This window comes from Alkalihalobacillus sp. CinArs1, from assembly GCF_947387515.1.
In the GTDB taxonomy this organism is placed as follows: domain Bacteria; phylum Bacillota; class Bacilli; order Bacillales; family Guptibacillaceae; genus Guptibacillus.
In genome coordinates this window covers 1190231-1215403 of record NZ_CANDOB010000001.1, presented here as the reverse complement: position 1 = coordinate 1215403, position 25173 = coordinate 1190231, and the positions used below count along the sequence as shown (strand labels likewise).

Sequence of the window (25173 nt, the reverse complement as noted above, 5' to 3'; positions counted from 1 at the left end):
CGGCAGTTTTTTGTATTTCAGATCGTTTTTAGACTATTGCGAAATAACAAGCGGTATGAGTAAATAGAATCATTAAAGAGGAAGATATTGCCGTTAGGGGGGAGGCGCATGGATGAGAAGGAGCGACAGGCTGCATTTAAAGGAGAGTTAAGCAGGCTGAAACAAAGTGAATTCATTTCTGAGAGTACTTACGAACATGTGTCGGAGGCATACACGCGTTTCTTAGTGCTTGAGGAGCATCGTGAGGGTGAGGAAGTTACCGAGAAGATATTGGAAGAACGTCCAAAGCCGACAAAACAAAAGGTGAAACAGAAAAAGGTGAGATCCGCTCAAGAGATACGTGACCGGAACCTTACGTGGATTCTCATCATCGGAGTGGTGTTTCTTCTCCTAGGAGGACTTGTTCTTGCAACGAGTACGTGGGAAGCTCTAACCTCTACTCTCAAAACTGGTTTGATTGCTGCAGTATCACTCCTTTTCTTTGGTATTAGCTGGCTGAGTGGACATAAGCTAAAGATTGAAAAAACAGCATTTGCTTTTTTAGTTCTTGGGAGTTTGTTTTTACCGATCGTTATCTTATCAGCGGGCTACTTTCAACTGTTCGGCGCATGGTTGTCCATAAGCGGTGAAGGTAAATACTTTCTTGGATTGCTTGGAACGCTGATTTGTTTACCTCTATACGGCTATCAGGCAATAAGACAAAACTCAAGGTTGTTCGTATGGTTTTCATATGTAGGACTTACAATTGGTACGGCGTTTTTCATTCAGCTATTCAATCCAACGATCGATGCGTTTTATTTTGGAATCGTATTGTTCAATGGATTATTAATCCTGATGTATGTAAGAACGAGGAAGATAGCAGAGGGTCACCTATTTGTACGTGAGCTACCGCTTTATCTTCAAGGAAACCTCGTCCTTTCGACCTTGTTACTGCTTTTATTCTTTGATCAAGCGGTATTTTATAGTTTTAACGTTTTATTAACGGCGACGCTATATTTATCGATGGTGTATATAGGGAAGCAAAAAGAATATCATTTTATATTTACGGTCCTTTTCGTCTACGGAATCTACCAGCTCATCGAGAATTCGTTTCTTGAGTCAATCGATGTACTATTCTACTCACTTATCGGATTTCTTTTCATTGGCCTTCAGATGATTGAGAAGTTTGAAGATAACTATATGAAGAAAGCATTTCAGATTACGAGTGGCATCGTTTCGATCGCTGCTTTTCTATTTATTAGTTACAAAGGATTATTGCTGCGTTTCGACGATCCTTCTTGGCTTCTCATAGCAGGATACGTGTTGATCAGTGTGAATTTTATCTATCTTGCTAATCTATCTAAGCTGAAGGTTTTTGGCTTTTTAGCACCATTGTTTCTTGTGGCTGCAGGCCTATACACATTGAATTTACTATACACTGATGTGACCGTGACGGTTGTTATTCTCCATCTTTTTATAACGGGTCTTAGTCTATACTTCTTAGGGTTTTATTGGAACAAGTGGAGATACACAAAAGTCATAAGGTCTGGGGCCCTGTTCCTGTCGTTCGGTCCCATATCTCTAGCCGTATTGGTCGGAGTTTTAGCAGAAAAGTGGGTCATCGACGCTAGTATGATGGGGATCATCGGAATCATCTTTTTAACAATTGTGTATGAAGGAGAACCACGATGGCTTCGAGCTATTGCGAGCGTTTGCTATCCATCTGCATGGGCGGTTGCTTTTCTATGTTTATACCCTGTTTGGGCTGAGAATGGTTTATATCGAGAGGAATTTGGCCTGTCTTTTCATTTAGCTGTCAGTGCTGCTCTTCTCATGGGGATATCATTTTTATGGAAAAACAAATCTGTACTCCATGCTAGCTTTTTTTGGACGTCTCAGGCGGCTTACACGACAGGACTTCTATTCCTTCTCGTATATTCAACGAATGAATTATACACGCGAAGCGGATTGCTTCTTGGTGCGATTCTTTTCTTGTTCCTTCTAATTAAAAGAACAAACGAAGAATCGCTATGGTATTTTCTTAGTTTATCGACGTTAGGAACATACTTGTCGGTTGCTGAAGCCTTTCCGATTCAAGGAATTTATCAATGGATTCCAGGAAGTATCGTGTTAATCATCGTAGGAGATTTTATTGTTAAGAAAAATCCTTACGTGCAAAATGCGTTTGTGTATTTAGCACATATCTATTTACCACTCGCCCTATATTATTCGGTAGGAGTCTACACTGGGGTTCCGATCTTATTCTTGATCACCTTACTAATCTACCTTTACAGTGTTGTTTCTCGTACGAAGGAGTGGGAGGTTCGCACGTTTCTATATGCAGGCTTCTCCATCCTCCCGTTTTTCTATATGTCATTAGTAGATTACTATCAAATTGAAGATGTTTATCTTTATACAGGTTTTGCATCGAGTGCAGTTATGTTTGCTCTTTGGTTTCTGTTAAACGCTCGTTGGAAAGAACGGATCAAATGGTATGCTGTTCCATTTTCGTTACTTGGATTAGTACCATTTACATTGCAAGAAGAGTTAACAGCTGTTTCATTTACCGTAGCGATTCTCTATGTAGGTGTGCTTCTTTATGTGATGCATCAATCGAGATGGCAGCTTTTTAATATTTTTCCGTTATTGTATGTTATCTTGTTTGTTCAGCTTTTACCTTTTGAAGCAATAGAAGAAAAGATGGTACTACATGTATTGGTAGGTCTCTTGCTTCTTTGTTCAGGTCTTTTCATCCATAAACAGCTATACGCTTTCAGTTCGAGTGAGATGATTACGAATCATATCGATTGGTATACGGTTGCTGCGTTGTTACTCGTCGGACCACTTGTTCAATATACAAATCAGGCACCACTTTGGGCGGAAGAGATGTGCGCTTTATTTATCGTTAGCTTAGTATTCCTACAGATAAAAAGGGTCCCGGCTTTGAATCCGAAACGCATCGTTCAGAGCTTAAGTGCTGTAAGCTTATTAATCCCTTACTATACGCTGCTTCAACATATCGAGATCAATCAGTATATTGTAGCAGAAGTCTATGTTCTCCCATGGATCGGATTGACTGTGTTTCTTTCGAAAAGTACGTGGAAGAAGGAAGAGCATATTGTGAAATGGGTGGAGCTTACTGTTGTTGCAATTGTTGCAGCAATACTCGTAACAGATGCTATTGTAAGCAACACGATCTACGATGCGTTGATAGCGGGAGGGTTATCTCTTGGATCAGTTATAAGTGGATTTTACTTCAGGATCAAATCTTATTTCTTAATTGGAATAGGTGTTCTTCTTTTGAATCTCTTTATTCAAACTCGTCCGTATTGGGGTAATATGCCATGGTGGGCATACTTGTTAATCGCAGGTTTCACCTTGATTAGTGTTGCAAGCTTTTACGAATGGCAGAAGCAAAAAAAGGATGCCGATGGAAGCACACTGTTGCAAGTGAAGAAAGAGCAACTACGAAACAAGTGGAAAGAATGGAAATGATTGAAGAGGGAGGGCAGCTACGTAGCTGCCCTCCCTCTTTTTACCATTCTTCATCTAGCAAGATGCCTAGTTCCGCGTACTTTTTGATGGACTTAACTTCTTTTAATATATACGACTTTTCATTGGGGTCGGTCCACCAGTTCGTGCGTTGTCCGATTATCCTATCATCAGAGCAAAGAGAATATGCGATGTGTTTTGGCATATAAGTCTTAAGCGATAATAGACAACGTTTCATATGGTAAGGAGAGCTCACGATCAATAGCCTTTTGAGCGCATGTAACCCAAATCGTTGTTGAAGGACCAGCATTGAAGCAATTACATTTTCAGTCGTGTTTTCTGCTTTAAGCTCTAACAAAATTCGATCGGATGGAATGCCTCGATTTATCAATTGGTCTCTCATCCAGATCGCCTCAGGCGTCTCATCGTTTCCCCACCTTGCACCTGATCCTGAAACTAGAATATACGGTGCGCGTTTTGCTTCATATAACTCAGCAGCTTTCTTAACACGTAGTAGACTTCTTGCTCCGAATACTAGAATACAATCGCCATTCATTCCATCGTCTTCTAATCCATCAAACAACAGCGCTGTGATTTGATCTCTTGAAAGACGTTCAGGCTCAATTTCTGAGAAACGCATGTTCATCCACCTCACTTTTTTACGGCCTGTACTAGTCTATGTTTTAAACGATTTAGTAGTGAATAATCGTTGCTCAATCTGTAAAATTTTGAAAAAACAATTCTTTTCTACTATGTAATTGAAGGATATGGACTATCTTATAACGAAATTTGTTAGAAAAGTAAGAATTATGGGTAATTTACTAATCATACATAGAAGGAGGAAAAGGTATCGTGTTTAATTCATACAAACTTGATGAATTCTTTGATGAGATGCTTCAAAAGGACCACCTCCCTAGAGATTACTGTAAACCTTTCCATGAAAGGTTAAACAGTGTTGATCCAAACGATTTACAAGAGAGGTATGAACTGGCTCAAAGTGATTTTTTGAGACAGGGGATCACTTTTACGGTCTACAGTGAAACGGAAGGAACGGAACGAACGATGCCGTTCGATTTCGTTCCAAAAATCATCCCTCCAGACGAATGGGCGGACCTTGAACGTGGGTTGATGCAACGATTTGATGCACTAAATGCATTTTTAGATGACGTGTATCATGAACAGCAAATATTAAAAGATGGCGTCATTCCTCGAGACCTCGTTGTTAACTGTCAGCATTTTTTTGAACAGGTGGCAGGAATAGATCTCCCAAGAAGGCAGCATATTTTTATGGCTGGGATCGATTTGATTCGTGATGATAGTGGCGAGTACCGAGTCTTGGAAGATAACCTTCGAAATCCTTCAGGGTTGTCGTATGTTTTCCAAAATCGTTACGTGATGAGGAAGGTATATCCTGAGTTCTTTAATCAATATTCTGTTCAATCACTAGAACAACAGTTTTCTTATCTGCATTCGTCTATGGCTTCTCTTGCACCTCAGAATAAAAGTAATCCAACCATCGTCCTTTTGACACCAGGAGTTTATAACTCAGCTTATTACGACCACAGTTACATTGCGCAAAGATCTGGCGTTGAACTCGTAGAAGGTAGGGACCTCGTTGTAAGGGAACGTGAAGTCTTTATGAAGACAGCGAGAGGTTTGAAGCAAGTCGATGTGATCTATAGAAGAATCGATGATGAATTTCTCGATCCACTTGAATTTAGAGAAGATTCTCTCCTAGGTGTTCCTGGCCTTGTCGATGCTTATCGAGCAGGGAACATATCGATCATCAACGGAATAGGAAACGGCGTTGCAGATGATAAGGCGATCTATCATTTTGTACCAGATATGATTCGCTATTATCTTAACGAAGAACCTTTGGTAAAAAACGTAGATACCTATCTATTGAGGTATGAAGATCAATTGGAATATGTATTGGATCATCTGTCGGAGCTTGTTGTGAAGCACACGAATGCTTCAGGGGGTTACAATATGTTGATCGGTCCTCATGCTTCTGAAGAAGAAATCGAAGCATACAGGAAGCAAATCTTGAAGAACCCATCAGAATTTATCGCACAGCCTACGATTAAGTTATCAAGATTACCAGCATTTAAAGGAGATCGCTTTGCTGCATGTCATGTCGATCTAAGAGTCTTCATCTTTGGTGGAGAAAAAACGCACGTATTCCCTGGAGGATTAACGCGCGTAGCCTTAAAAGAAGGTTCTCTCGTCGTCAATTCCTCACAAGGTGGGGGAGCGAAAGACACGTGGGTTCTAGAGGAGTCTCCAGCCAACGTATAAAAGGGAAGGAGTAATGACGATGTTAAGCAGAGTAGCTGATTCATTATATTGGTTGTCTCGAAACGTAGAAAGAGCAGAAAACAATGCTAGATTAATAGCTGTTAAATTAACGAGCCGTTTAGAAAATGCGAATCCGACTGAAGAAAATAACCAAAACTGGTATGAGCTAATCGAAATTGGCGGCTATCAGCAAATTTTCAATGAAAATTATTCGGGATGCGATGACAGAAGCGTTGTGGAATTCTTAATGTTTTCCATGAAGAACCCGAACTCCATCTTGAATGCGATTACGGTGGCAAGAGAAAATGCCAGGGCTGTTCGCGAAATTATTCCTAATGAATTATGGGAATGCATCAACTCGTTCTATTTGAAATTAAAAAGTTATAGTAAGTCTCGATGGGAAATGGATGAAGTAAACGAGTTCTGTGAAACAATTAAAAAAGAATCGCTCTTCTTCCAGGGGATTGTAGAGGCAACGATGCCAAGAGGCGATGCGTATTTGTTTATGGAGATGGGCAAACACTTGGAAAGGGCGGAGAAGACCGCTCGAATACTCGATGTTTTTTACCATAAAAATCTAGATCAATACGAAAATAAAGAAATCGTGGAATATCATCATTGGTGGTCTGTGCTTCAATCGGTGAGCGGTCATGAAGCTTATATCAAAATGTATCGACCGCTTATTAGATCGAAAGATGTTGCTGAATTTTTTATCCTCAACATGGACTTCCCTCGTTCTATGATCTACTGCATACAGAAAGTGCGCAATGCGTTCGTTGCATTAGAGGAGGGTGAAGTTGAGCATTACTCTGAGTCCCTTGCAAAGGAGCTTGAATACTTAGCGAACGATTTGATCGATTTTACCATTGAAGAAGTCCTTTACCAAGATGCTCATGCCTTTCTTCAAAGTTTTCAGCGTAGATGTAGCACCATCGGTCATTACATTACGCGAACATACTATCTAGGGGAAGTAGCGATACCATGAAATTTGAAGTTACACAAACCAACAGCTATGAATATGAGCGCCCAGTGAGACAAAGTATCAATCAGTTCAGGTTACGTCCACTTCATGATGAGTTGCAAACTGTTCATGAATATACTGCCATTATCGATCCAGTCAGTGAAACGTATGGCCATACGGATTATTGGGGGAATTACGTCGAGACCTTCTACATTTGGAGCGAGCATCAAACTCTTTCGATCGAAACCATCTCGAAAGTAGAGACAAATTCGATAGAGTTTGATGTTTCAAACCCACTGACTTCTGAGCAAAGGCAGGAGCTAACCTCTCATTCTTTTAAACAGGCTTATGCAGAGTACTTGATCGATCGGCATTATACAACCATACCTGAGGACGCCATGAAGAAAGAAACAAATGAAATCTGGGCACAGTCTAGAGATGAACTAGATTTTGTAGTAAATCTTAATGAACACATTTACAATTCGATGGAGTATGTATCTGGTGCGACCAATGTGATGACAACTGCTGATGAAGTGTTGGAGCATAGAACTGGGGTATGCCAGGATTACACTCATCTCATGCTCGCACTTTGTCGTTATCGTGGAATTCCAGCACGCTATGTTAGCGGATATATCTATATCGGGGAAAATTCCGCTTATCGAGGTGATGCTGCTACACATGCTTGGTTAGAAGTGAAACTACCAGGGCAAAAATGGTTTGGGGTTGATCCTACGAACAATGCGATCGTTGGTGAACAGCATATTCGTATTGCAGTTGGACGCGATTACAGTGATATATCACCATTAAAAGGTGTGTATATTGGTGGAGCACACACGCTAGATGTGAGTGTTAGTGTAAAGAACTTAGAAGAGCGGGTAAGCGGATAGTTTCGCTACCTGCTTTTTTCTTTAGCAGAGGTGGGAAGGAAATTTATAAGGAATAAAGAAAGATGAGTAATAGCAAGGCTTAATTTCTAAAGATCAGCCTATCATGGCTACGGATAGGGTATAGAGGAATAGGTTTCCAATGAATGAAATAGGGGTGAAGAATAGTGTCTGAAACCATTCAGGTTACGATTAATGGAAAGAGCACAGTTGTAAATGACCGTATGAGTGTCCTTGATGCTTTACATAACAATGAGCTCGATTTACCTAGCGTGTGCTATCATCCGAGTTTAGGTGCCATTGAGACATGTGATACATGTATGGTAGAAGTGAACGGAGAAATCGTAAGAGGTTGTTCTACTAGACTCTCAAATGGGGATAACATCAATTCTACAGCTCCCCATGTAAAGAAAGCACAGGATATTGCGATGGATCGCATTCTTTACAATCATGAGTTGTATTGTACAGTGTGTGATTATAACAACGGAACATGCGAGATTCATAATACCGTGAAACAAATGAAGAAAGATCACCAAGCAGTACCGTTTGACCCTAAGCCTGAAGGGATCGATGATTCAAACGCATTTTATCGGTATGATCCAGATCAGTGTATTTTGTGTGGACGCTGTGTAGAGGCATGCCAGGATGTTCAAGTGACGGAAACGATAACGATCGATTGGGAACGAGAAAGACCAAGAGTCATCTGGGATAACGACGTTCCGATCAATGAGTCATCTTGTGTTTCTTGTGGACATTGTTCTACTGTTTGCCCTTGTAATGCGATGATGGAAAAAGGAATGGAAGGGGAAGCGGGTTTCTTAACAGGTATTCCCGATGGCACGCTTCGTCCAATGATCGAATTAACAAAGAATGTTGAAACAGGCTATAACTCTATTCTTGCGATTTCTGACATGGAGTCAGCGATGAGAGAAAACAAGATTAAGAAAACAAAAACGGTATGTACATACTGTGGCGTAGGTTGCAGCTTCGACGTGTGGACGAAGGGTCGCGATATTTTAAAAGTAGAACCACAAGCTGAAGCTCCTGCAAACGGAATTTCGACTTGTGTGAAAGGAAAGTTCGGCTGGGATTACGTTAATAGTGAGGAACGACTAACAAAGCCACTGATTAGAGAAGGAGAATCATTCCGAGAAGCGGAGTGGGATGAAGCGATCAAATTGATTGCAAGTAAGTTCAGTGACATAAAACAACATCACGGTCCTGATGCCCTTTCTTTTATAAGTTCTTCAAAATGTACAAACGAAGAATCATACTTAATGCAGAAATTAGGCAGGAGAGTAATTGGTACAAACAACATCGATAATTGCTCGCGTTATTGTCAGACGCCTGCCACAAAAGGGTTGTTCAGAACGGTTGGATACGGGGGCGATTCAGGTTCGATCACAGATATTGAAATGTCAGAGCTCGTCATCGTCATCGGTTCGAATACTTCCGAATCACACCCTGTGTTATCGACCCGTGTGAAAAGATCGAATAAGCTTCACGGCCAAAAACTCATCGTTTCTGACTTGAGAAAGCATGAAATGGCTGAGCGCTCAGATTTGTTTATTCGACCTTCATCTGGTACAGACCTTGTGTGGCTTTCAGCAGTTACAAAATATATTATCGATCAGGGATGGGCGGATGAAGCGTTCTTAAAAGATCGGGTGAATGGTCTCGCTGATTATATTGAGAGTTTAGAACCATACACGTTAGAGTACGCAGAGAATGTGACCGGTATTTCTCAAGAAGAATTGATAAAGATTGCTACGATGATTCACGAAGCGAACAGTACGGTTGCGCTATGGGCTATGGGGGTAACGCAACATAGCGGAGGATCTGATACGAGTACTGCAATATCGAATTTATTACTTGTCACAGGAAATTATGGTAAGCCTGGAACGGGGGCTTATCCGCTTAGAGGACATAATAATGTTCAGGGAGCAAGTGACTTCGGAAGCATGCCGAACATGATGCCTGGGTATGAAGAAGTCACAGATGAAAAAGTCCGAGAAAAATACGAAAAAGCGTGGGGAAGTCCGCTGCCTGAAGAGATAGGGCTTAACAATCATGAAATGGTCAAAAGTATTCATGATGGAAACCTCAAATGTATGTACTTAAAGGGTGAAGACATGGGAATCGTAGACTCTAATCTGAACTATGTTCATGCAGCATTTGAAAAACTTGATTTCTTTGTCGTTCAGGATCTTTTCTTAACAAAGACCGCTGAATATGCAGATGTTGTTCTTCCAGCAAGCCCGAGTCTTGAGAAGGAAGGTACGTTTACCAATACAGAGAGACGGATTCAACGACTCTATCAGGCACTTGAAGAGCTTGGTGATTCCAAACCGGACTGGAAGATCATTATGATGATTGCAAATGAACTCGGTGCAGATTGGAATTATGATCATCCTAGAGATATTATGGGTGAAGCAACCCAGCTTGCCGACATGTTTGCAGGTGTTTCGTATGACCGTTTAGAAGGCTATGATAGTCAGCAATGGCCAGTTACGGCAGATGGGAAAGATACACCGCTACTTTTCGAGGAAGACTTCCCATTTCCAGATGGAAAAGCTCGATTGTTTCCACTCGAATGGACTGAGCCGATTCAGTTCGATGATGAATATGATCTTCATGTTAACAATGGCCGCCTTCTTGAACATTTTCATGAAGGGAATATGACATATAAAAGTGAAGGTATCAAAGCCAAAACTCCAGAGTCGTTCATAGAAGTATCCATAGAACTAGCGGAAGAAAGAGGCTTAACGGATGGCACGTTAGTAAGGCTCTCTTCTCCGTATGGCGCGATAAAACTTAAATGTCTCGTCACGGACAGAGTACAAGGAAAAGAAGTTTACGTTCCATTGAACGATTCAGGTGAGGGTGCAATCAACTTGCTGACGAGTAGCTATGCAGACAAAGATACGGATACCCCTGTCTATAAAGAAGTGAAAGCAAAAATGGAAATTTTAAAAGATAAAGGGTCTTCTCCGCTTCCAAAAGTAAACCATCGATTTGGTAACCCGCAACCACAAATCGGTGTACAAGTAGAACGTAAATGGGCACGAAAAGATTATCTCTTCCCTGGAGATATGGTAAAGAAGGAGGCGAGCCGTTTTGGCAAAGGCCATTAAATCGATTAAAAAGATTGAACTAACAGAAGATGAGAAGAGAGCTATAGATTTAAAAGAGATTGAAGATGCATTGATCGATAACAAAGAAGCTTTACTTGAAACGCTGGAAGTGGTAGGGCATATGAAAGATAGAGGCGTTATTTCGCTCCTTAATGGGATGTTTGGTGAAGGGGACCGTGTTCTAAAAGTGCTTGTTGACCTTCTTAGTACTCCGGAAAATACGATGGCGATTAAGAATTTGATGCTATTGGTCGGAGCACTTGGAAGAATCAATGTGAAAGAGCTAGAGCCTTTGATCGATCGGCTTAACAATGGAATTGAAAATGTTGCTGATAATGAAGACAACGACCATAAAACAGGTTATCTTGATTTGTTCAAAGCCTTAAAAGACCCAGAAATTAATCGGTCGTTATCGATGTTACTTCTTTTCCTAAAAGGAATGGGAGACGATAAAAAGTCGAATATGTAGGTGGAAAAGCCGGAAACCTCATTAGGAGGCATTTCCGGCTTTTTTATTTTTGATTAAGGATAATATGAGAATAAGTAAACAAGCTAACACCATTCCGAGCGTATCCGGTATGAAGACATCGATCAAATGTCCAGTGCGATTTGGAATTAAACTTTGATGGTATTCGTCGAACAAAGCGTATAAGAATGCGAGTAAGAAACCAAAATACAGTGATTTCCTAAGGGTGTATCGTTTCATGAAGAACAGTATCCAGAAAAATGTTAGTAAGCCAAAAGAAACGACATGTGCCCCTTTTCTTAAGAAAAACTCAACATATCGATATGGTTCAGATGGTGTAACAAGGGCTCCATCGTAACGAAATTCGATTTGGGGAAGATCCTTTTGTTCAATCGTGATCCACTCTTTAAATAGAGGTTTAACGTCTTGATTTTGATAGGGTGTATTAGAGGATAGAAAAAGGATGATCATCATAAGCGACGCAAGTATAAGCCATATCCATCTTTTAAAAAAAATCATTGGTTTCACACTTTCTAAATTGAGCAGTTTAATAACTATCATATCGAAAAAACGGTAATATTGGGAGGTGTTAATTCATTATTAATGTTTTGTTTAGTTATCACAAAACCACGTCTATATGAAATAAACATTCTTATAATAAAGACAAGTACATAGTAGAGGAGGGCTAGATGTGAAAATTGCAGTGATCGGAACAGGATATGTTGGTCTCGTTACGGGAGTAAGTCTTGCTGAAATCGGAAATCATGTGACGTGTATCGATACAGATGAGGCAAAAGTGAAGGTGATGTCAAATGGTCAATCTCCTATATACGAACCAAATTTAGAAGAGCTTATGAAGCGGAATAGTAAAGCGAACCGTTTATCATTTACTACCTCGCACCATGTTGGGTTAGCAAATGCTGACGTTATTTACATAGCGGTGGGAACACCTCAACATCCAGATGGCACTGCAGACCTTCGCTATATAGATGCAGCAGCATTAGATATCGCGAATGCGTTACAACAAAATGCGATTATCGTTACGAAAAGTACTGTGCCTGTAGGGACGAATGAAAGGATAAAGGGCACGATTCAGCAAAATGTTTCTCTAGGAATTAACGTTCAAATCGTTTCCAACCCTGAGTTTTTAAGGGAAGGATCTGCAGTTCATGACACGTTTAATGGGGATCGCATTGTTATCGGTGCAGACGATAAGTATGCAGGAGACGTGATCGAATCGATCAACCTCCCATTTGGTATTCCAATCTATCGAACAGATAGCAGGAGTGCAGAAATGATTAAGTATGCTTCTAATGCTTTTCTGGCAACGAAAATAAGCTTTATTAATGAAATAGCAAACATTTGCGAAAAAGTGGGTGCTAACATAGAAGATGTCGCAGAAGGGATGGGCAAGGATCACCGGATCGGGAATGAATTTCTGAAGGCTGGTATCGGTTATGGAGGATCATGTTTTCCGAAGGATACGAAGGCACTTGTCCAAATCGCAGGAAACAATCATCATGACTTTACGTTATTGAAGTCTGTTATAGAAGTAAACAACGCTCAACAAATGAAGCTTGTGCAGAAAGCGAAAGATATTATGGGTGACTTAACAAATAAGAAAATTGCTCTTCTCGGCCTTGCTTTTAAACCTAATACAAACGACATGCGTGAAGCGGCTTCGATACCAATAGCCCACACTCTCTTAGAAGAAGGGGCAGAGGTTCGTGGATATGACCCGGTTGCTATTGAAAATGCCCGCTCATTTCTGCCGGAAAAAGTTATATTCTGTGAAACGATAGAGGAGTCCTTAACGCATGCTGATGCAGCTTTTATCATAACGGAATGGGAGGAAATAAAATCAGTAGACTTAACGATCTACGAACGCTATATGAAGGTACCCCTCGTTTTTGATGGAAGGAACTGCTATAGTCTTGAGAAAGCGAAGGAAAGTGGACTCATCTATGAATCGATCGGTAGGCCGAATTATGGCTTGAATAACAAAACGGTACGAAAGGCAGGTTGCTAACCTGCTTTTTTTATATGTTTTTGTAATATAATGTCATACGGTTGTGCTTGATATGTTACCGTATTTTGGTAAAATATTTGTGAGTATATGGAAATGGTGGGATTGATAGGATGTTAAGACGAAGTGAGGTGATCAGGTGGTAGAAAAAACGTGTGTCCACTGTCATAAGCCTTCTTATAGTAGCAACCAAAACGGTGAGTGGATTTGTCCTTATTGTGGAGAAGATATGACCGATGTTCCGATCAATAATCAGGAGTTGAACTCACAACCACAGTCGTAAAAAAGCTTGCAATTTTAGTTGTCCTCTCTCTAAAATGAAGTCAAGTACACATGAAAAGGAACGTGACTAATGGAGGGACTAATTAAATTAATCGCGGCCATAGTAAATGAACTACACGACATTCTCATCGAAGTGGTGTATGGTTTAGGGTTTGTGGTGAGTGATAAGGAATTGCATTTCTGGGTCATGGGTATATTAGGAATGGTTGGTTTTGTCTTCGTTCAAGTTGTTTTTAAACTGCTTTCTAAATGGAGCATAACGTCTATTTCGTTTATTTATACGTTTACGGTACTGTTAGTCGTTGTTTTTGCAATTGAAATTCAGCAGAAGATTACTGGAAGAGGAAATATGGAATTTGAAGATGCTGTCATTGGATTAAAAGGTTTTGTCATTTTGTTTTTCATTTATCTTATTATCAAAGGAATAATGAAGGGCATCAATCTTCTTTTTAAAACAAAACAAAAACAGTCTGTTACAAAGTAAGTTTGTGAAGCTGATCATGTCAGCTTCTTTTTAGTTGGGCAAATTGTAGGGTAATATAAAAAGAGCCTAACAAAGGCTCCAAGGCATTAATACGTTAACTGTGTCAGTAAAGCAATCATTGCTCCAATTAAAATTGCCGAAATCGGTATGAGGATATAGATGAGCTTTTCCTTACGCTCTTTCCTATATTGAATTTCTTCTGGAGTCGACCAGGTTCCTTTCATATCTTACTCCCCCTTTATTGCCACAAATCGACTGGAGAACGTGTTCGGCAGCTGGCTGACTTTCGGAACGTCATTACCGTGAAGTCCCTTTAGCTTTGCGTCACCATTTTTCAATGGTTTTGCCTTTCTCGTACGATTGTATGACGGTTACTGTGAAGACCTGAAAAAAATAAAATTTGTCGAAATTTGACCTCAATAATAGTATAACGTAATCCAATAGACCTGTATATTGGGAAAATTGTTTTTTTTCATAATCTATTAACCCCAAGAATCATAATACGTTTCCCAAGTTTAGGAAGAGTAAAAACACGCTTCGTTATTCCTATTAAGGGTGCGGAGAAAGTAATAAAATACAGGTCGTATTAATCGTTCACATGTTATAAAGGGGTGAAAAACATGGACGGATCAGATCATTCGCTGTTCTTCGGTTAGTTCACGCTCTACTAAGAACTCAATGAAATCCCTTTCATTTTCTGAGAGGCGACGGTCAAGCTTGTTTTCAAATTCGAGTACCAATTCTTCGTATCTTCTTTCAGATAGTGAGGCAAGTAGTAGAAATGAATCTTTCATGACCTTTCCCCCTTTTGGATGTTTTATGGCGAAACTCTCCTCATGTTACTACTTCGAACACATCGAGAGAGTTTAAGGGTGTGTATGTCTGAATATTATAAAAAATTATTTTTGTACATGAATTTGTTGTGTGAGTTTAAACTATGACAAAGAAAAAGGAGGTCACGATATGAAGAAAAGAAAAGCTCAGAAAAATGCTGCGATCACGAATAATCAAACTCCGACTGAAAGCCTTCCAAACCCTGAGGGAGAGTATAAGAGAAGTAAACATAAAGAAGTCACTGCACCAAAATTAGAAGAGTAGAGGACTTTCCTCTACTCGGTTAAAAATTAAAGCAATATTAATCTTCACGAACTTGGTGTTGTAAAGGGGTAGGAGAATGCCAGTCATTTATCTAGAAACTTTCATTGAAGCTCCGATCGAGAGGTGCTTTGATCTTGCAAGAAACGTCGATATTCATACAAAGAGCGCAAAAGGGACAGATGAAAAAGCGATTGCTGGCGTAACGGAAGGACTATTAGAAGTTGGTGATTATGTAACGTGGGAAGCAACTCATCTGGGAGTGAAGCAAAGGTTGACTGCTCACATCACTGCAATGAATAAACCAGATTGGTTTATTGATGAGATGGTGTCTGGAGCTTTTCATTCGTTTATACATACACATAGGTTTGAAGAATTTGACGGCGTTACCTTAATGATTGACCAGTTTATTTATAAAGCCCCTTTTGGACTAGTGGGGTCCATTGCGAACGTACTTTTCCTCAAACGATATATGCACCGCTTTCTTCATACTAGAGCTATAGCTCTTAAAGATATCGCTGAATCAAGTTGAATAGTACTCACTTCTCCTGGCAATAATCGTAACGATTAAGGGGAGTGAGGAATATTTCTATTAAAATCTTGAGTACGATTTGTTCAATCTTGTTTTTATCTTACATTGTAATGGGGATGGCAATTATTACAGCTGCTGTTCTTCAATATCCTCTAGCTGAACACTTCTCCACTAGCAGATTTTTACCTGAAATCATTCACTACGGGCCTCTCGAAATGAGCCTCGAGAGGAATGGTCAAGACGGCATGGTGAATTTCCTCATTAGAAAAGCAGGTCATTTTGTTATGTATAGCTTTCTGGCGATTTTCTTAATGATTGTTTTTCAAATAAGGCCATATGTCGTTAAAATCTCTTTTGTATTAGCCAGTATAGGTGCTCTTGGGGCAATGGATGAAATGGTACAAGCATTCCTCCCAGAAAGGAGCTCATTGCTTATGGATGTCTTTGTGGACATTGCTGGTGGATGTTTTGGGGTCATACTATTTCTCTTATTGATAGGTAGTCATAGCAATGTACCTAAGGTGAAGGGGAAAATAGTTGGTTAGAGAAACTTTTATAGTAAAAAAGAACCTATAAGGGATCGCCTTATAGGTATTTCTATGTTATTTATGTAAGATTTGTCATTTTTACCATTCAATATGTCGAAATTATGCTAAAGTGTTGTAAAAGGAAAAAAATTATTTTCCGACAAATTACTTAGGGGGAAAAGGGATTTGAAAGTATTCACTTCACTTTTAGCAGGCATTTTAGCACTTTCGTTGTCGGTTCAACATGTCGAGGCAGCAGAGGACCACGTTTCTGTGAGACTAGTAAACTTCATTAAAAACAAAACAGAAGTTTCCTTCAATGTGAATGGTAGCTACCATGTAGATGGTAGTGAGATCAACATTCAAAGTAATGATGGTAATCAGTTTAAGGTAAAAGCAGAATCCGGTGATGTTGTATTGTACAAAGGGAACTCGAAGCTTGGAAATTTTGGCGATAGCATGACGTTGGTTCCTACTATCACAGGTGCGAAAGATAGTTACATAGAACTCGGGGATAAAAGCTATCTTGGTGAGATTGAGATGACTGTTGAAGGAAACTATATTCGTCCGATCAACACGTTGCCGATGGAGGATTATCTTAAAGGAGTCGTACCAAGTGAAATGATGCCTTATTGGGGTGATCATGGCGGTCAAGAAGCCCTTAAAGCACAGGCGGTTGCAGCCAGAACATTTGCTAAGGTAGATATGCTCAATCAAGAAGCAAACCCAGATCGATATCCGTTTACTGATACTACGATGAGTCAGGTGTATAAAGGGATGCACTGGTATGACACGACGAATCGAGCGGTTGATGAGACAGCAGGGAAAGTACTGAAATACGCAAATAGTAAAGGTGAATTAGATTACATCGGTGCGTTTTACTCATCAAGTAATGGTGGGAGAGTGCTATCCAATACAAATGCATGGGGAAGTGCACTAGTCCCTTATCTTCAAGGAAAAGAAGATCCGTACGATGATAAAATTACTACTTCTTCTGACTTGTGGAGCTACACACTAGGGAAAGAGCAGATCGACACTACTAAATTGGACTTAAAAAAGCCTGAGTCATGGTGGGATAATGTTACTGAGTTAGGTACGGATGCAACAGAAATTCAAACGATCAAAAGTAGACTCGTAAGCAAATATGGATTTAGCTCCAAAGACGAGATAAAGATTACGAAGATCAACGATATTTCATTTACACTTCCTCCATTCAATTCCAACGATGTTTTGAAAGGAAGCCTATCATTTAGCTATTTCATCAAACAAGAAGATGGGTTTGTAATGGAAGATGGCAAAATAAAAGAACATACAAAGGAAATCAATGATACATCCTACAACATTAGATTTATGATCGGTACGTCGATCATGAAAGGCCCATACGTTAAGAAAATCGATAACAAAGCTGATTCTTTCACCGTTTATGGCAGCGGGTTCGGTCATGGTATCGGTATGAGTCAATACGGTGCATATCAGCAGTCCAAAGAAGGGCGTACGTACGATCAAATTCTTGATTTCTACTATACTGATACAAAGTTAGTGCAAGAAGGCACCGTTGTTTCGAGTGAAAGACTTTCTGGTTTAGATCGCTATGGCACAAGTGTTGCTGTATCTCAATACGGTTGGAAGAATCAATCTGATGTTGCGGTAATCGGTCGTGGAGATGTTGCGATCGATGCACTTACAGGAAGTGTATTAGCGAAGAAATATAATGCACCTCTATTGTTAACGCCGTCTAATCAACTTGACGAACGTGTCGAGGCAGAGTTGAATCGTTTGAAACCTCAAAAGATCTATATTCTTGGGGGAACTGGTGCTGTATCTGAGAGCATCGAAGGTACACTAAGAGGGAAAGCATATGTTCAGGAAGTTGAACGTGTAAGTGGAAAAGATCGCTATGAGACGGCTGTTGAAGTTGCAGAGGAAGTAGGCAATTATAATCAGGCGATTCTAGCTTCTGGGAATGATTCGTCGCCAGATGCACTTTCGATTGCTTCTTATGCTGCGGCTTCTCAAGTTCCAATCTTGTTAACACCAGAGAGTAAAATAAGTACTCCGACGGATAACTACCTTCAAACCGTTAATGTTAAAAAAGCTACATTGATTGGAGGAAAGGGTGTTATATCAAACAATATTGAAGCGGAATTGAAAGAAGACGGTCTTACGGTAGATCGCGTAAGTGGAAAAGATCGCTATGAAACAAGTGTTGAAATCGCAAGAACGTATGATTTTGCAGCTTCAAATGTCTTCTTTGCTAATGGAGATGTGTTTATCGATGCATTGCCTGGTTCATCTTTAGCAGCGGCAATGCAAGCACCTGTTCTTTTGACGCAAAAAGATACGTTGCCAAAATCAGTAGACAGCTATTTAAAGGGTAGTCATTCAACAAATGTTTACTTGCTCGGAGGTAAAGGTGCAATTTCTAACAGCACGGTTGATTCGATTGAGAAAAGTTTAAATTAGGAGAATGTCCCACTTTCTATGAAGAAGGTGGGATTTGCTCTATCGAAGTGTAATTTCTCGATTTATGTGTTATGCTTTTTAGAAGATATTTGGTATGGATTTATGATTATAGTAATCAGATACACAAATAAGCCTCACCTCTAAGGACGTGATTCGATGCACGATAAACAGGAGATCGAGATTGTATGTGATGCTCTAAGAACGTATTGGCGTCAACATCCTGAAAAGAAACTAGGTCAGTTGTTATCCGACTTATTTGATGAGCGCAGTGAAGGTAAGTCTTTTTCTGAAACGGGAGACGATGAGTGGCTGCACTGGATGCTTGAGAATAGCAAACATCAGCATCGTATCGAAAAGAAGTATCGCTATGAAGCTCAAATCAGTGATCTCGAAAAACATATTCGTCCGGAATTGATCGAAGTGATCAGACGCTTTTCAAAATAAATAAGATAGTCAAAGAGCCGCTCTCCAAATGGAGAGCGGCTCTTACTTTTCCTTATAATCAAAAGGGGGGATTAAAGGGATTACTTAATGTTTCGACTTTAGGCGATGCAAGATGGGGGTAGTGTAAAGGAAAATTTTACAGGCATATTAAAATGAATGCATGCTCACGTATGCTAAGCTATACGTGTAAACAAGAGACAAAGGAGAGAGTTAGATGACGATTAGATTTGGTATCATGGGTACTTCAAATATTGCCCGAAAAGCTCTGATCCCTGCAATGAAATCTGCAAAAAATGTTCAAGTAGTGAGCGTTGCGAGTGGAAGTGGGAAAGCGAAGGCGTTCGCAGAAGAGATGGAAATTGAAAGATATCATGACAGCTATGAAGAGATGCTTGATGATGAAACGATCGATGCTGTTTATATTCCTCTTCCAAATACTCTCCACAAGAAGTGGACGATCGAAGCAGCGAAAAAAGGTAAACATGTGTTGTGTGAAAAGCCTGCAGCGATTACAGCACAAGATGCTGAAGAAATGGTTCGAGCGTGTGAAGAAAACGGCGTTACGTTTATGGAAGCCTTTATGTATCAGTTTCACCCACAGCATGATAAGGTGCGTGATGTGATTGCTTCTGGAGAAATTGGTGACGTGAAGCATATGCGTTCAACGTTCTCTTTCTATCTTGGGGACCGCCCTGAAAACATAAGGTTGAATAGAGAACTTGGCGGTGGAAGTATCTGGGACGTTGGTTGTTATTGTATCCACTCCTCTCGTCATATTCTCGGAAGTGAGCCGACAAGAGTGTTTGTTGAAGGGAACGTTTCTGAAAACGTAGGGGTAGACCTGTCAGCAAATGGTATCCTTACATTCCCTAATGGCGTTTCCGCCTCATTTGATTGTAGTTTTGAGCGTCAAATGAACAATGTATATGAAGTATTCGGCACGAAGGGAAGTATTAAAGTGCCGTTCGCATACCGTCCTGATGCACCTAATGCTGAGGGAGTGATCGAGGTAACTAACAGTGAAGGGGAAACGAGGTTCGAACCGATCGATGGTGATCAGTACACGTTGATGGTCGAGCATTTTGCAGAGTGTGCGATGGATCGTAAACGCCCTTTCTACTCCGGTGAACTGACCGTAAATAACTTAAAAGTTATCGAAGCCTCTTACGAATCACTCGAACAAAATCGTCCGATCGACATTCGATAAACGAAAAGCACACTGGCCTTTTAACCAGTGTGCTTTTTTAAAAGCTCTTTTGTTCCTTTAGAAAATGATGCTGAACTAGAGACAGTTGAAATTCTGTCTTCTTCAGGAGCGTTTCCTTCACCAACCCAATGGAAGGTGATGTCTTCATACTTCTGTTCACGCGCAGTTACTGCCATGACCATATCCCCAGTGCTATCGCCAAAAACAAGTACCTTATTATGTTCCTTGTGCTTCACTTCAGAAATAATCCACTCAGCGCCAATTTTCTTTGAGAGATCAGGGTGAATAACATCAACACCATACGTAGAGACAACGGTTTTATTTCCAGAGTCTTTAGAGATTGATTCAATCTTCGAAGCGTAGTCTTGTAGGGCTTTTCTTGTATTCCTAAGATGTTCTCGATCACCAGGTTCTCCGTGAACAGCCTCAACCGTCCCCATCGATTCTTTTGTATCATCCCATTCAATAAGCCCTTGGAATTCGGAATGCTTGCTCACATCGTATAGCAACTCTTTTACCTCGTCATCGATAACATACGTAGTGTCTAAACTCCAGGAAGAAATATCGGTGCCTCTGCCTTTGATCGCTCCATGCTCCGCTACACAATATAGGGTGGACCAATCGACATCGTTACTGAGAAGTGGAAACAAGTTATCTGAAAGCCACCCTCTCGAACGACCTGTCACGAAAGAGACAATGTTTCCTTCTTTCGCAAGATCTTCCACTAACTTTACAGCTTCTTTGTCTGGCTTTGCATTTTCGTCGGTTAACACGCCATCAACGTCGAACATATAAAATGCCATCAGTAGCACGCTCCTTATCTAATAGATACTGTTTAGTATAGCTAATTTTAAAAGTAGAGCAAATAAATAACCTGACGCAGTTTGCGTCAGGTTATGGGATTATGCGATAACTTCAGTTTTTACTTCTGGTGTTTGGTTTTGAGATTCAGGCAATCTATCATGATCACTCATTAAAGCGATACTACCAACACTAGCTATTAATAACATCTTGACGATAAACTTTTTCATGATTTTTTCTCTTCCTTTCTAATTCATAATTTTTTTTCTAGCATCGTTGGCTAATCTAAAGTAAAAGCTAGCGCTTTTATATTGACCACTATTAAAATAGTGATCTGCCAGCATTTCTCCATATTGAGATACATGAATCCAATAGTTTTTTGCTTCAAAGTAACTAACGGCGTCTTTAAGTAATTCTTCTCGATTGTTTCCATCACCATCAAGTTTTAACCTTAGAAGCTTAAAATGATAGATATACTCAAGGTATTCTTTTTTCGTTACTAGCTTCAATCCTTTATCAATCCAGTGACGAGCTAAGTCTAAATCATTTATCTTAAAATACTCTGAAGCAATTAAGAAAATCGTTTTAGAGTAATCTTCATCATGCTCCTCAGTATTTTGAAGTCCAGATTGATAAAAACGTAAAGCTTTTTCAGAATCATTTTGATAAGAAAAAACATAGCCGAGATCATGATAAATAATACTTTTAAGTACTTTATCATTGAATGATTCAGCATATTTTAAAGCATTCTGGAAATGATGCTCAGCTTCTCCATAATTTAGTATAACGCGATTGTTTACACCGAGTAAAATCTCAGTATCAGCCGCTCGCTTGAAGTTATACTCCTTGTTGAAGAGGTCTAGGCATTTCGTTGCTAGGTTATTCGACAGTGTGATTTGACTGATTCGATTGTGAACGAGTGCTTGCTGATAATAGAATTCAGCTAACTCAGCATTATTCGTTTTCATGGAAGTAAGAAGCTTGTACGCTTTAGTGTATTGTTCATTCGCTTCTTTGTATTTACGATTTTGGTAGTTATATAGTCCAAGGAAATAGTAGTAAAAGTACTCAAGATCTTCAGACAATCTTTCTTGAACATGGTATAGTTTTTCCAAAATATCGTTCGCTTTATCTGCTTCTCTAAAAAGGATGTGGTATCTGAAGGTGAGAAGGAGGTATTTTGTTAGCATATCTGGATCTTCTACTCCTTCAATCTCTTCTTCGATCCGCTTTTTGAGCAACGTTACTTCTTCAAAGTTACGTAAGCGCATTTCTTTATACCAGGTATCCAAGTCGTTGTGTAATCGATTGATTTTATCTTCATCATCAACCTGTTCAAGAGATACACCCAATTCTTTACATAAATGCTCGACTAATTCCTCACTCGGCTGTGCTAGTCCATGTTCAATTTTGCTTAGATAGGGGATCGAACAAATACCTGAAGCAAGCTGTTCTTGCGTGATCCCTTTCATTTGTCTGAAGTAACGGATTTTTGCCCCAATCATGAGATGCTTCCTTTCTCCTAGAACTATTCTATTACAGTTTACTAAAAATTTTAATAAATGAAAATAGATTTGAGGTTGGGAAATATGGTGAGAAAAACGGTGATAAATGTCCCATTTTGTAACTATGTTTCCCAATATTCTCTTGTGCAAAGATTCTGATAGTATGCTATATATAAACTATAACATACAAAAGGAGGTTAAATATGGAAGAAAGGATAAATAACATGGAAACTTTAGTTGCTAGTTTGATCCAAATTATCGGGTCATTACGAAAAGAACAAAGCCTTTTGGAAGCCAAACACTCCAAGCTCCAATCCTCATATGATGCACTTCTTCTCGAAATTTCATCCCACAGACCCATTTATGATTGTTCCAACGCTCCTCACTCTCAAGAATCACCAATATGTGACATTTAAACTATTTGTCGTAAAACTCTTTCAATTCTTACTCGATTTCCTTATTCTATTACTACAATGCATTAGGGGGAAAAGAATTGAAGGCAATCTATAAGATAACGTTTACGGCATTTATCCTCAGCCTATTTATCATATCTACCCACCAAGTAAACGCTGAAGAAACCGTGAAAATAATCGTGAAGTACAATGAATCTGATGAAGTAGTAAGAACACAATCTAGTAAGAGCAGCTTTGAAGTAATAGAGACAACAAAGTCTCAAAAGAACAGCGTAATGAAAGAACTAGAAAGCGCTCCAAATGTTGACTATGTTGAAGAAGATGCCCCAGTCTATCTGATGAATTCAAACGATCCAGAATTTAATAAGCAAAGAGGTTATCTATCAGAAGTTTCAACAACCGATGCATGGAATACATACGTCCAGAAGGGTGATGTAGTTGTAGCTGTTCTTGATACAGGGGTAGATCTCGATCATCCCGATTTAAAAGGGAATTTAGTTAAGGGGATCAACCTCCATTCAAAAGGAGAGACTGCTCAGGATAACGAAGGTCACGGCACTCATGTTTCTGGACTTATAGGTGCAACTACTAATAATGGAATTGGAATCGCATCTATTTCAAAAGGTGTTAAAATTATGCCGATCAAAGTGATGGATGGCAACGTTGGACAGATGTCTGCGGTCGTCGAAGGCATCGAGTACGCGATCAACCACGGTGCAGATATTATTAACCTAAGCCTCGGTTCTTATAGTAACTTACAGTCTATGAAAGACGTAATCGATAAAGCTTCCCAAAATGGGGTTCTTGTTGTAGCGGCAGCAGGGAACGACAACCTTAACAAAGTGAGATATCCCGCAGCATATGAATCTACCATTGCAGTGGGTGCTACGAATACAGGAACGGATGAGAAGGGCGCTTACTCGAATTATAGTGCAGATATTGACCTCAATACCCCGGGAACGGATATTTATAGCACGTGGTTAGATGGGTATAACTATTCGACTGGGACGAGCATGTCTTCAGCTCTTGTGAGTTCAGCTGCTGGAATGGTGATGCAACATGCTCCCTTCTTAACAGCAGACCAGGTTCGGAATATCCTAATTTCTACAACGGATCCAATCGAGGATTTAAATGAGCTTGGCACTGGAAGGCTCAATGTAGTAGGTGCCATAAATAGTATCAAAAATAACAATCGGTTGTATGGTGAAAATGCAGTGGAAACGGCTATTGCTGTCTCACAGAATGGTTGGTCGGAGCTAAGTGAAAAAGAAGTCGTGTTAGATGGCGCGAATCTAAAGGGGAAGTTTGCCATATTAGCGAGCGGTTTGACGTTCCCGGATAGCCTGGCAGCTTCGCCATTGTCAACATACCTCGATGCCCCTATCCTTTTACAACAGAAAAAGTCACTTTCTGCTGCGAATAAAGAAGAGCTTTATAGGCTCGGGGTAACACATGTTGTAATCGTTGGTGGAAGTGGTGCCGTTTCGAATGAAATTGAAGATCAATTAGTCGAAAGTGGGATGAGAACGATTCGATTATCTGGAAAAGACCGTTATGAAACGTCAGTTGCAATAAACGAGGCGATTCCATTTGAAACCGACGAAGCTATGATTGCATCTGGTGAGAACTTTCCAGACGCCCTTTCGATTGCTCCTTATGCAGGAAAGATGCAAACCCCGGTTTTATTTGTTCAAAAAAACAAAGTTCCAGCAGAAGTAGTGTCCTATCTGAAAAACAATCGTATAACCGAATCTTATACAATTGGTGGAGAAGGGGTCATTACAAGTCATACTACTGACTCACTAGGCGTTCCCACTACAAGAATAAGTGGAAAAGATCGTTATGAAACAAACTACCAAGTGATTAAGAGATTCAATTCTTCTTATCTAGAACATATTTATATTGCAACAGGTACGAACTTCCCTGATGCTCTTGTTGGAGGAGCTCTTTCTTCAAAGAAAGATAGCCCGATCATGCTCACGCATCCAGATAAGTTACTTCCTGAGGTCTCACAAGAGTTGACTTATTTAAGAAACAGAGGAGCAAATTCGTATAACATTTTAGGCGGCTACGGCGCCATTTCTGTTGAGCTTGCTTGGACAATTGATCATCGTCTTCTCTATTAGCTTCGATTCATTTCGAGGCTTTTTTTTTTGAACTAGTAGAATTAGAGAATATCC

At 39.9% G+C, this 25173-nt stretch carries 23 protein-coding genes and 1 riboswitch; of the genes, 16 read left to right on the top strand and 7 right to left on the bottom strand.

The genetic code is table 11. From position 1 onward, the window contains the following. Positions 1-108: 108 nt before the first annotated feature. Entirely contained in the window at positions 109-3474 is a 3366-nt protein-coding gene (locus PFZ69_RS06305) for a hypothetical protein (RefSeq protein ID WP_270180155.1), read from the top strand. A gap of 40 nt (positions 3475-3514) precedes the next feature. Here the strand turns inward: PFZ69_RS06305 and PFZ69_RS06300 are convergent, their stop codons facing one another. Further along, complete coding sequence (locus PFZ69_RS06300) at positions 3515-4111, bottom strand: YdcF family protein (RefSeq protein ID WP_270180154.1); 597 nt, start codon at positions 4109-4111, stop codon at positions 3515-3517. Between the two features lie 212 nt (positions 4112-4323). Between PFZ69_RS06300 and PFZ69_RS06295 the strand changes: the two genes are divergently transcribed. From PFZ69_RS06295 to PFZ69_RS06275, 5 genes are all read left to right on the top strand, one after another. After that, entirely contained in the window at positions 4324-5769 is a 1446-nt protein-coding gene (locus PFZ69_RS06295; RefSeq protein WP_270180153.1) for a circularly permuted type 2 ATP-grasp protein, read from the top strand. A 19-nt stretch (positions 5770-5788) separates the two neighbouring features. Next, positions 5789-6754 (top strand): alpha-E domain-containing protein, encoded by a 966-nt coding sequence (locus tag PFZ69_RS06290; RefSeq protein ID WP_270180152.1) that lies wholly within the window; start codon positions 5789-5791, stop codon positions 6752-6754. Next, positions 6751-7617 (top strand): transglutaminase family protein, encoded by an 867-nt coding sequence (locus tag PFZ69_RS06285; RefSeq protein ID WP_270180151.1) that lies wholly within the window; start codon positions 6751-6753, stop codon positions 7615-7617. The genes PFZ69_RS06290 and PFZ69_RS06285 overlap by 4 nt, the downstream gene beginning before the upstream one ends. 164 nt (positions 7618-7781) lie before the next feature. After that, a complete protein-coding gene (gene fdhF, locus PFZ69_RS06280) occupies positions 7782-10748 on the top strand; it encodes a formate dehydrogenase subunit alpha (RefSeq protein ID WP_270180150.1) in 2967 nt (988 codons plus the stop codon). Beyond that, a complete protein-coding gene (locus tag PFZ69_RS06275) occupies positions 10732-11217 on the top strand; it encodes a DUF1641 domain-containing protein (protein ID WP_270180149.1) in 486 nt (161 codons plus the stop codon). The genes fdhF and PFZ69_RS06275 overlap by 17 nt, the downstream gene beginning before the upstream one ends. 21 nt (positions 11218-11238) lie before the next feature. Here the strand turns inward: PFZ69_RS06275 and PFZ69_RS06270 are convergent, their stop codons facing one another. Then, a complete protein-coding gene (locus PFZ69_RS06270) occupies positions 11239-11733 on the bottom strand; it encodes a VanZ family protein (RefSeq protein WP_270180148.1) in 495 nt (164 codons plus the stop codon). Positions 11734-11905: 172 nt separating this feature from the next. Between PFZ69_RS06270 and PFZ69_RS06265 the strand changes: the two genes are divergently transcribed. The 3 genes from PFZ69_RS06265 to PFZ69_RS06255 all read left to right on the top strand — a co-directional run bounded on the left by PFZ69_RS06265 (position 11906) and on the right by PFZ69_RS06255 (position 14006). Continuing rightward, positions 11906-13243, top strand: coding sequence for a UDP-glucose dehydrogenase family protein (locus tag PFZ69_RS06265; RefSeq protein WP_270180147.1), 1338 nt, complete (start codon positions 11906-11908; stop codon positions 13241-13243). A 136-nt stretch (positions 13244-13379) separates the two neighbouring features. Further along, entirely contained in the window at positions 13380-13523 is a 144-nt protein-coding gene (locus PFZ69_RS06260; protein WP_270180146.1) for a hypothetical protein, read from the top strand. Between the two features lie 69 nt (positions 13524-13592). Next, a complete protein-coding gene (locus PFZ69_RS06255) occupies positions 13593-14006 on the top strand; it encodes a hypothetical protein (protein ID WP_270180145.1) in 414 nt (137 codons plus the stop codon). A gap of 86 nt (positions 14007-14092) precedes the next feature. Here the strand turns inward: PFZ69_RS06255 and PFZ69_RS06250 are convergent, their stop codons facing one another. Then, the gene (locus PFZ69_RS06250) at positions 14093-14230 is read right to left on the bottom strand and encodes a hypothetical protein (protein ID WP_270180144.1); all 138 of its coding nucleotides are present in this window, start codon (positions 14228-14230) and stop codon (positions 14093-14095) included. A gap of 43 nt (positions 14231-14273) precedes the next feature. Further along, positions 14274-14364: riboswitch (cyclic di-GMP riboswitch) on the bottom strand. Positions 14365-14635: 271 nt separating this feature from the next. Continuing rightward, entirely contained in the window at positions 14636-14800 is a 165-nt protein-coding gene (locus PFZ69_RS06245) for a hypothetical protein (RefSeq protein WP_270180143.1), read from the bottom strand. Positions 14801-14969: 169 nt separating this feature from the next. Here PFZ69_RS06245 and PFZ69_RS06240 point away from each other — a divergent pair, with 169 nt between their 5' ends. From PFZ69_RS06240 to PFZ69_RS06215, 6 genes are all read left to right on the top strand, one after another. After that, positions 14970-15104, top strand: a complete 135-nt coding sequence (locus tag PFZ69_RS06240) for a hypothetical protein (RefSeq protein ID WP_270180142.1) — start codon at positions 14970-14972, stop codon at positions 15102-15104. Positions 15105-15180: 76 nt separating this feature from the next. Further along, on the top strand, positions 15181-15633 hold the full coding sequence (locus PFZ69_RS06235; RefSeq protein ID WP_270180141.1) for an SRPBCC family protein: 453 nt from the start codon (positions 15181-15183) through the stop codon (positions 15631-15633). A 44-nt stretch (positions 15634-15677) separates the two neighbouring features. After that, positions 15678-16178: a VanZ family protein gene (locus PFZ69_RS06230; RefSeq protein ID WP_270180140.1), complete on the top strand. Its 501-nt coding sequence runs from the start codon at positions 15678-15680 to the stop codon at positions 16176-16178. A 168-nt stretch (positions 16179-16346) separates the two neighbouring features. Then, complete coding sequence (locus tag PFZ69_RS06225; RefSeq protein WP_270180139.1) at positions 16347-18623, top strand: cell wall-binding repeat-containing protein; 2277 nt, start codon at positions 16347-16349, stop codon at positions 18621-18623. Positions 18624-18779: 156 nt separating this feature from the next. Next, complete coding sequence (locus PFZ69_RS06220) at positions 18780-19067, top strand: hypothetical protein (protein ID WP_270180138.1); 288 nt, start codon at positions 18780-18782, stop codon at positions 19065-19067. Positions 19068-19281: 214 nt separating this feature from the next. After that, a complete protein-coding gene (locus PFZ69_RS06215; protein WP_270180137.1) occupies positions 19282-20274 on the top strand; it encodes a Gfo/Idh/MocA family protein in 993 nt (330 codons plus the stop codon). Between the two features lie 20 nt (positions 20275-20294). Here PFZ69_RS06215 and PFZ69_RS06210 read toward each other — a convergent pair whose 3' ends face one another. The 3 genes from PFZ69_RS06210 to PFZ69_RS06200 all read right to left on the bottom strand — a co-directional run bounded on the left by PFZ69_RS06210 (position 20295) and on the right by PFZ69_RS06200 (position 22580). Continuing rightward, the gene (locus PFZ69_RS06210) at positions 20295-21077 is read right to left on the bottom strand and encodes an HAD-IIB family hydrolase (protein WP_270180136.1); all 783 of its coding nucleotides are present in this window, start codon (positions 21075-21077) and stop codon (positions 20295-20297) included. A 99-nt stretch (positions 21078-21176) separates the two neighbouring features. Continuing rightward, complete coding sequence (locus tag PFZ69_RS06205) at positions 21177-21305, bottom strand: hypothetical protein (RefSeq protein WP_270180135.1); 129 nt, start codon at positions 21303-21305, stop codon at positions 21177-21179. An 18-nt stretch (positions 21306-21323) separates the two neighbouring features. Then, positions 21324-22580, bottom strand: coding sequence for a helix-turn-helix domain-containing protein (locus PFZ69_RS06200; RefSeq protein WP_270180134.1), 1257 nt, complete (start codon positions 22578-22580; stop codon positions 21324-21326). Between the two features lie 493 nt (positions 22581-23073). On the opposite strand from PFZ69_RS06200, the gene PFZ69_RS06195 reads away from it, so the two are divergent. After that, positions 23074-25119: a cell wall-binding repeat-containing protein gene (locus PFZ69_RS06195; protein ID WP_270180133.1), complete on the top strand. Its 2046-nt coding sequence runs from the start codon at positions 23074-23076 to the stop codon at positions 25117-25119. The last annotated feature ends 54 nt before the right edge of the window (positions 25120-25173 follow it).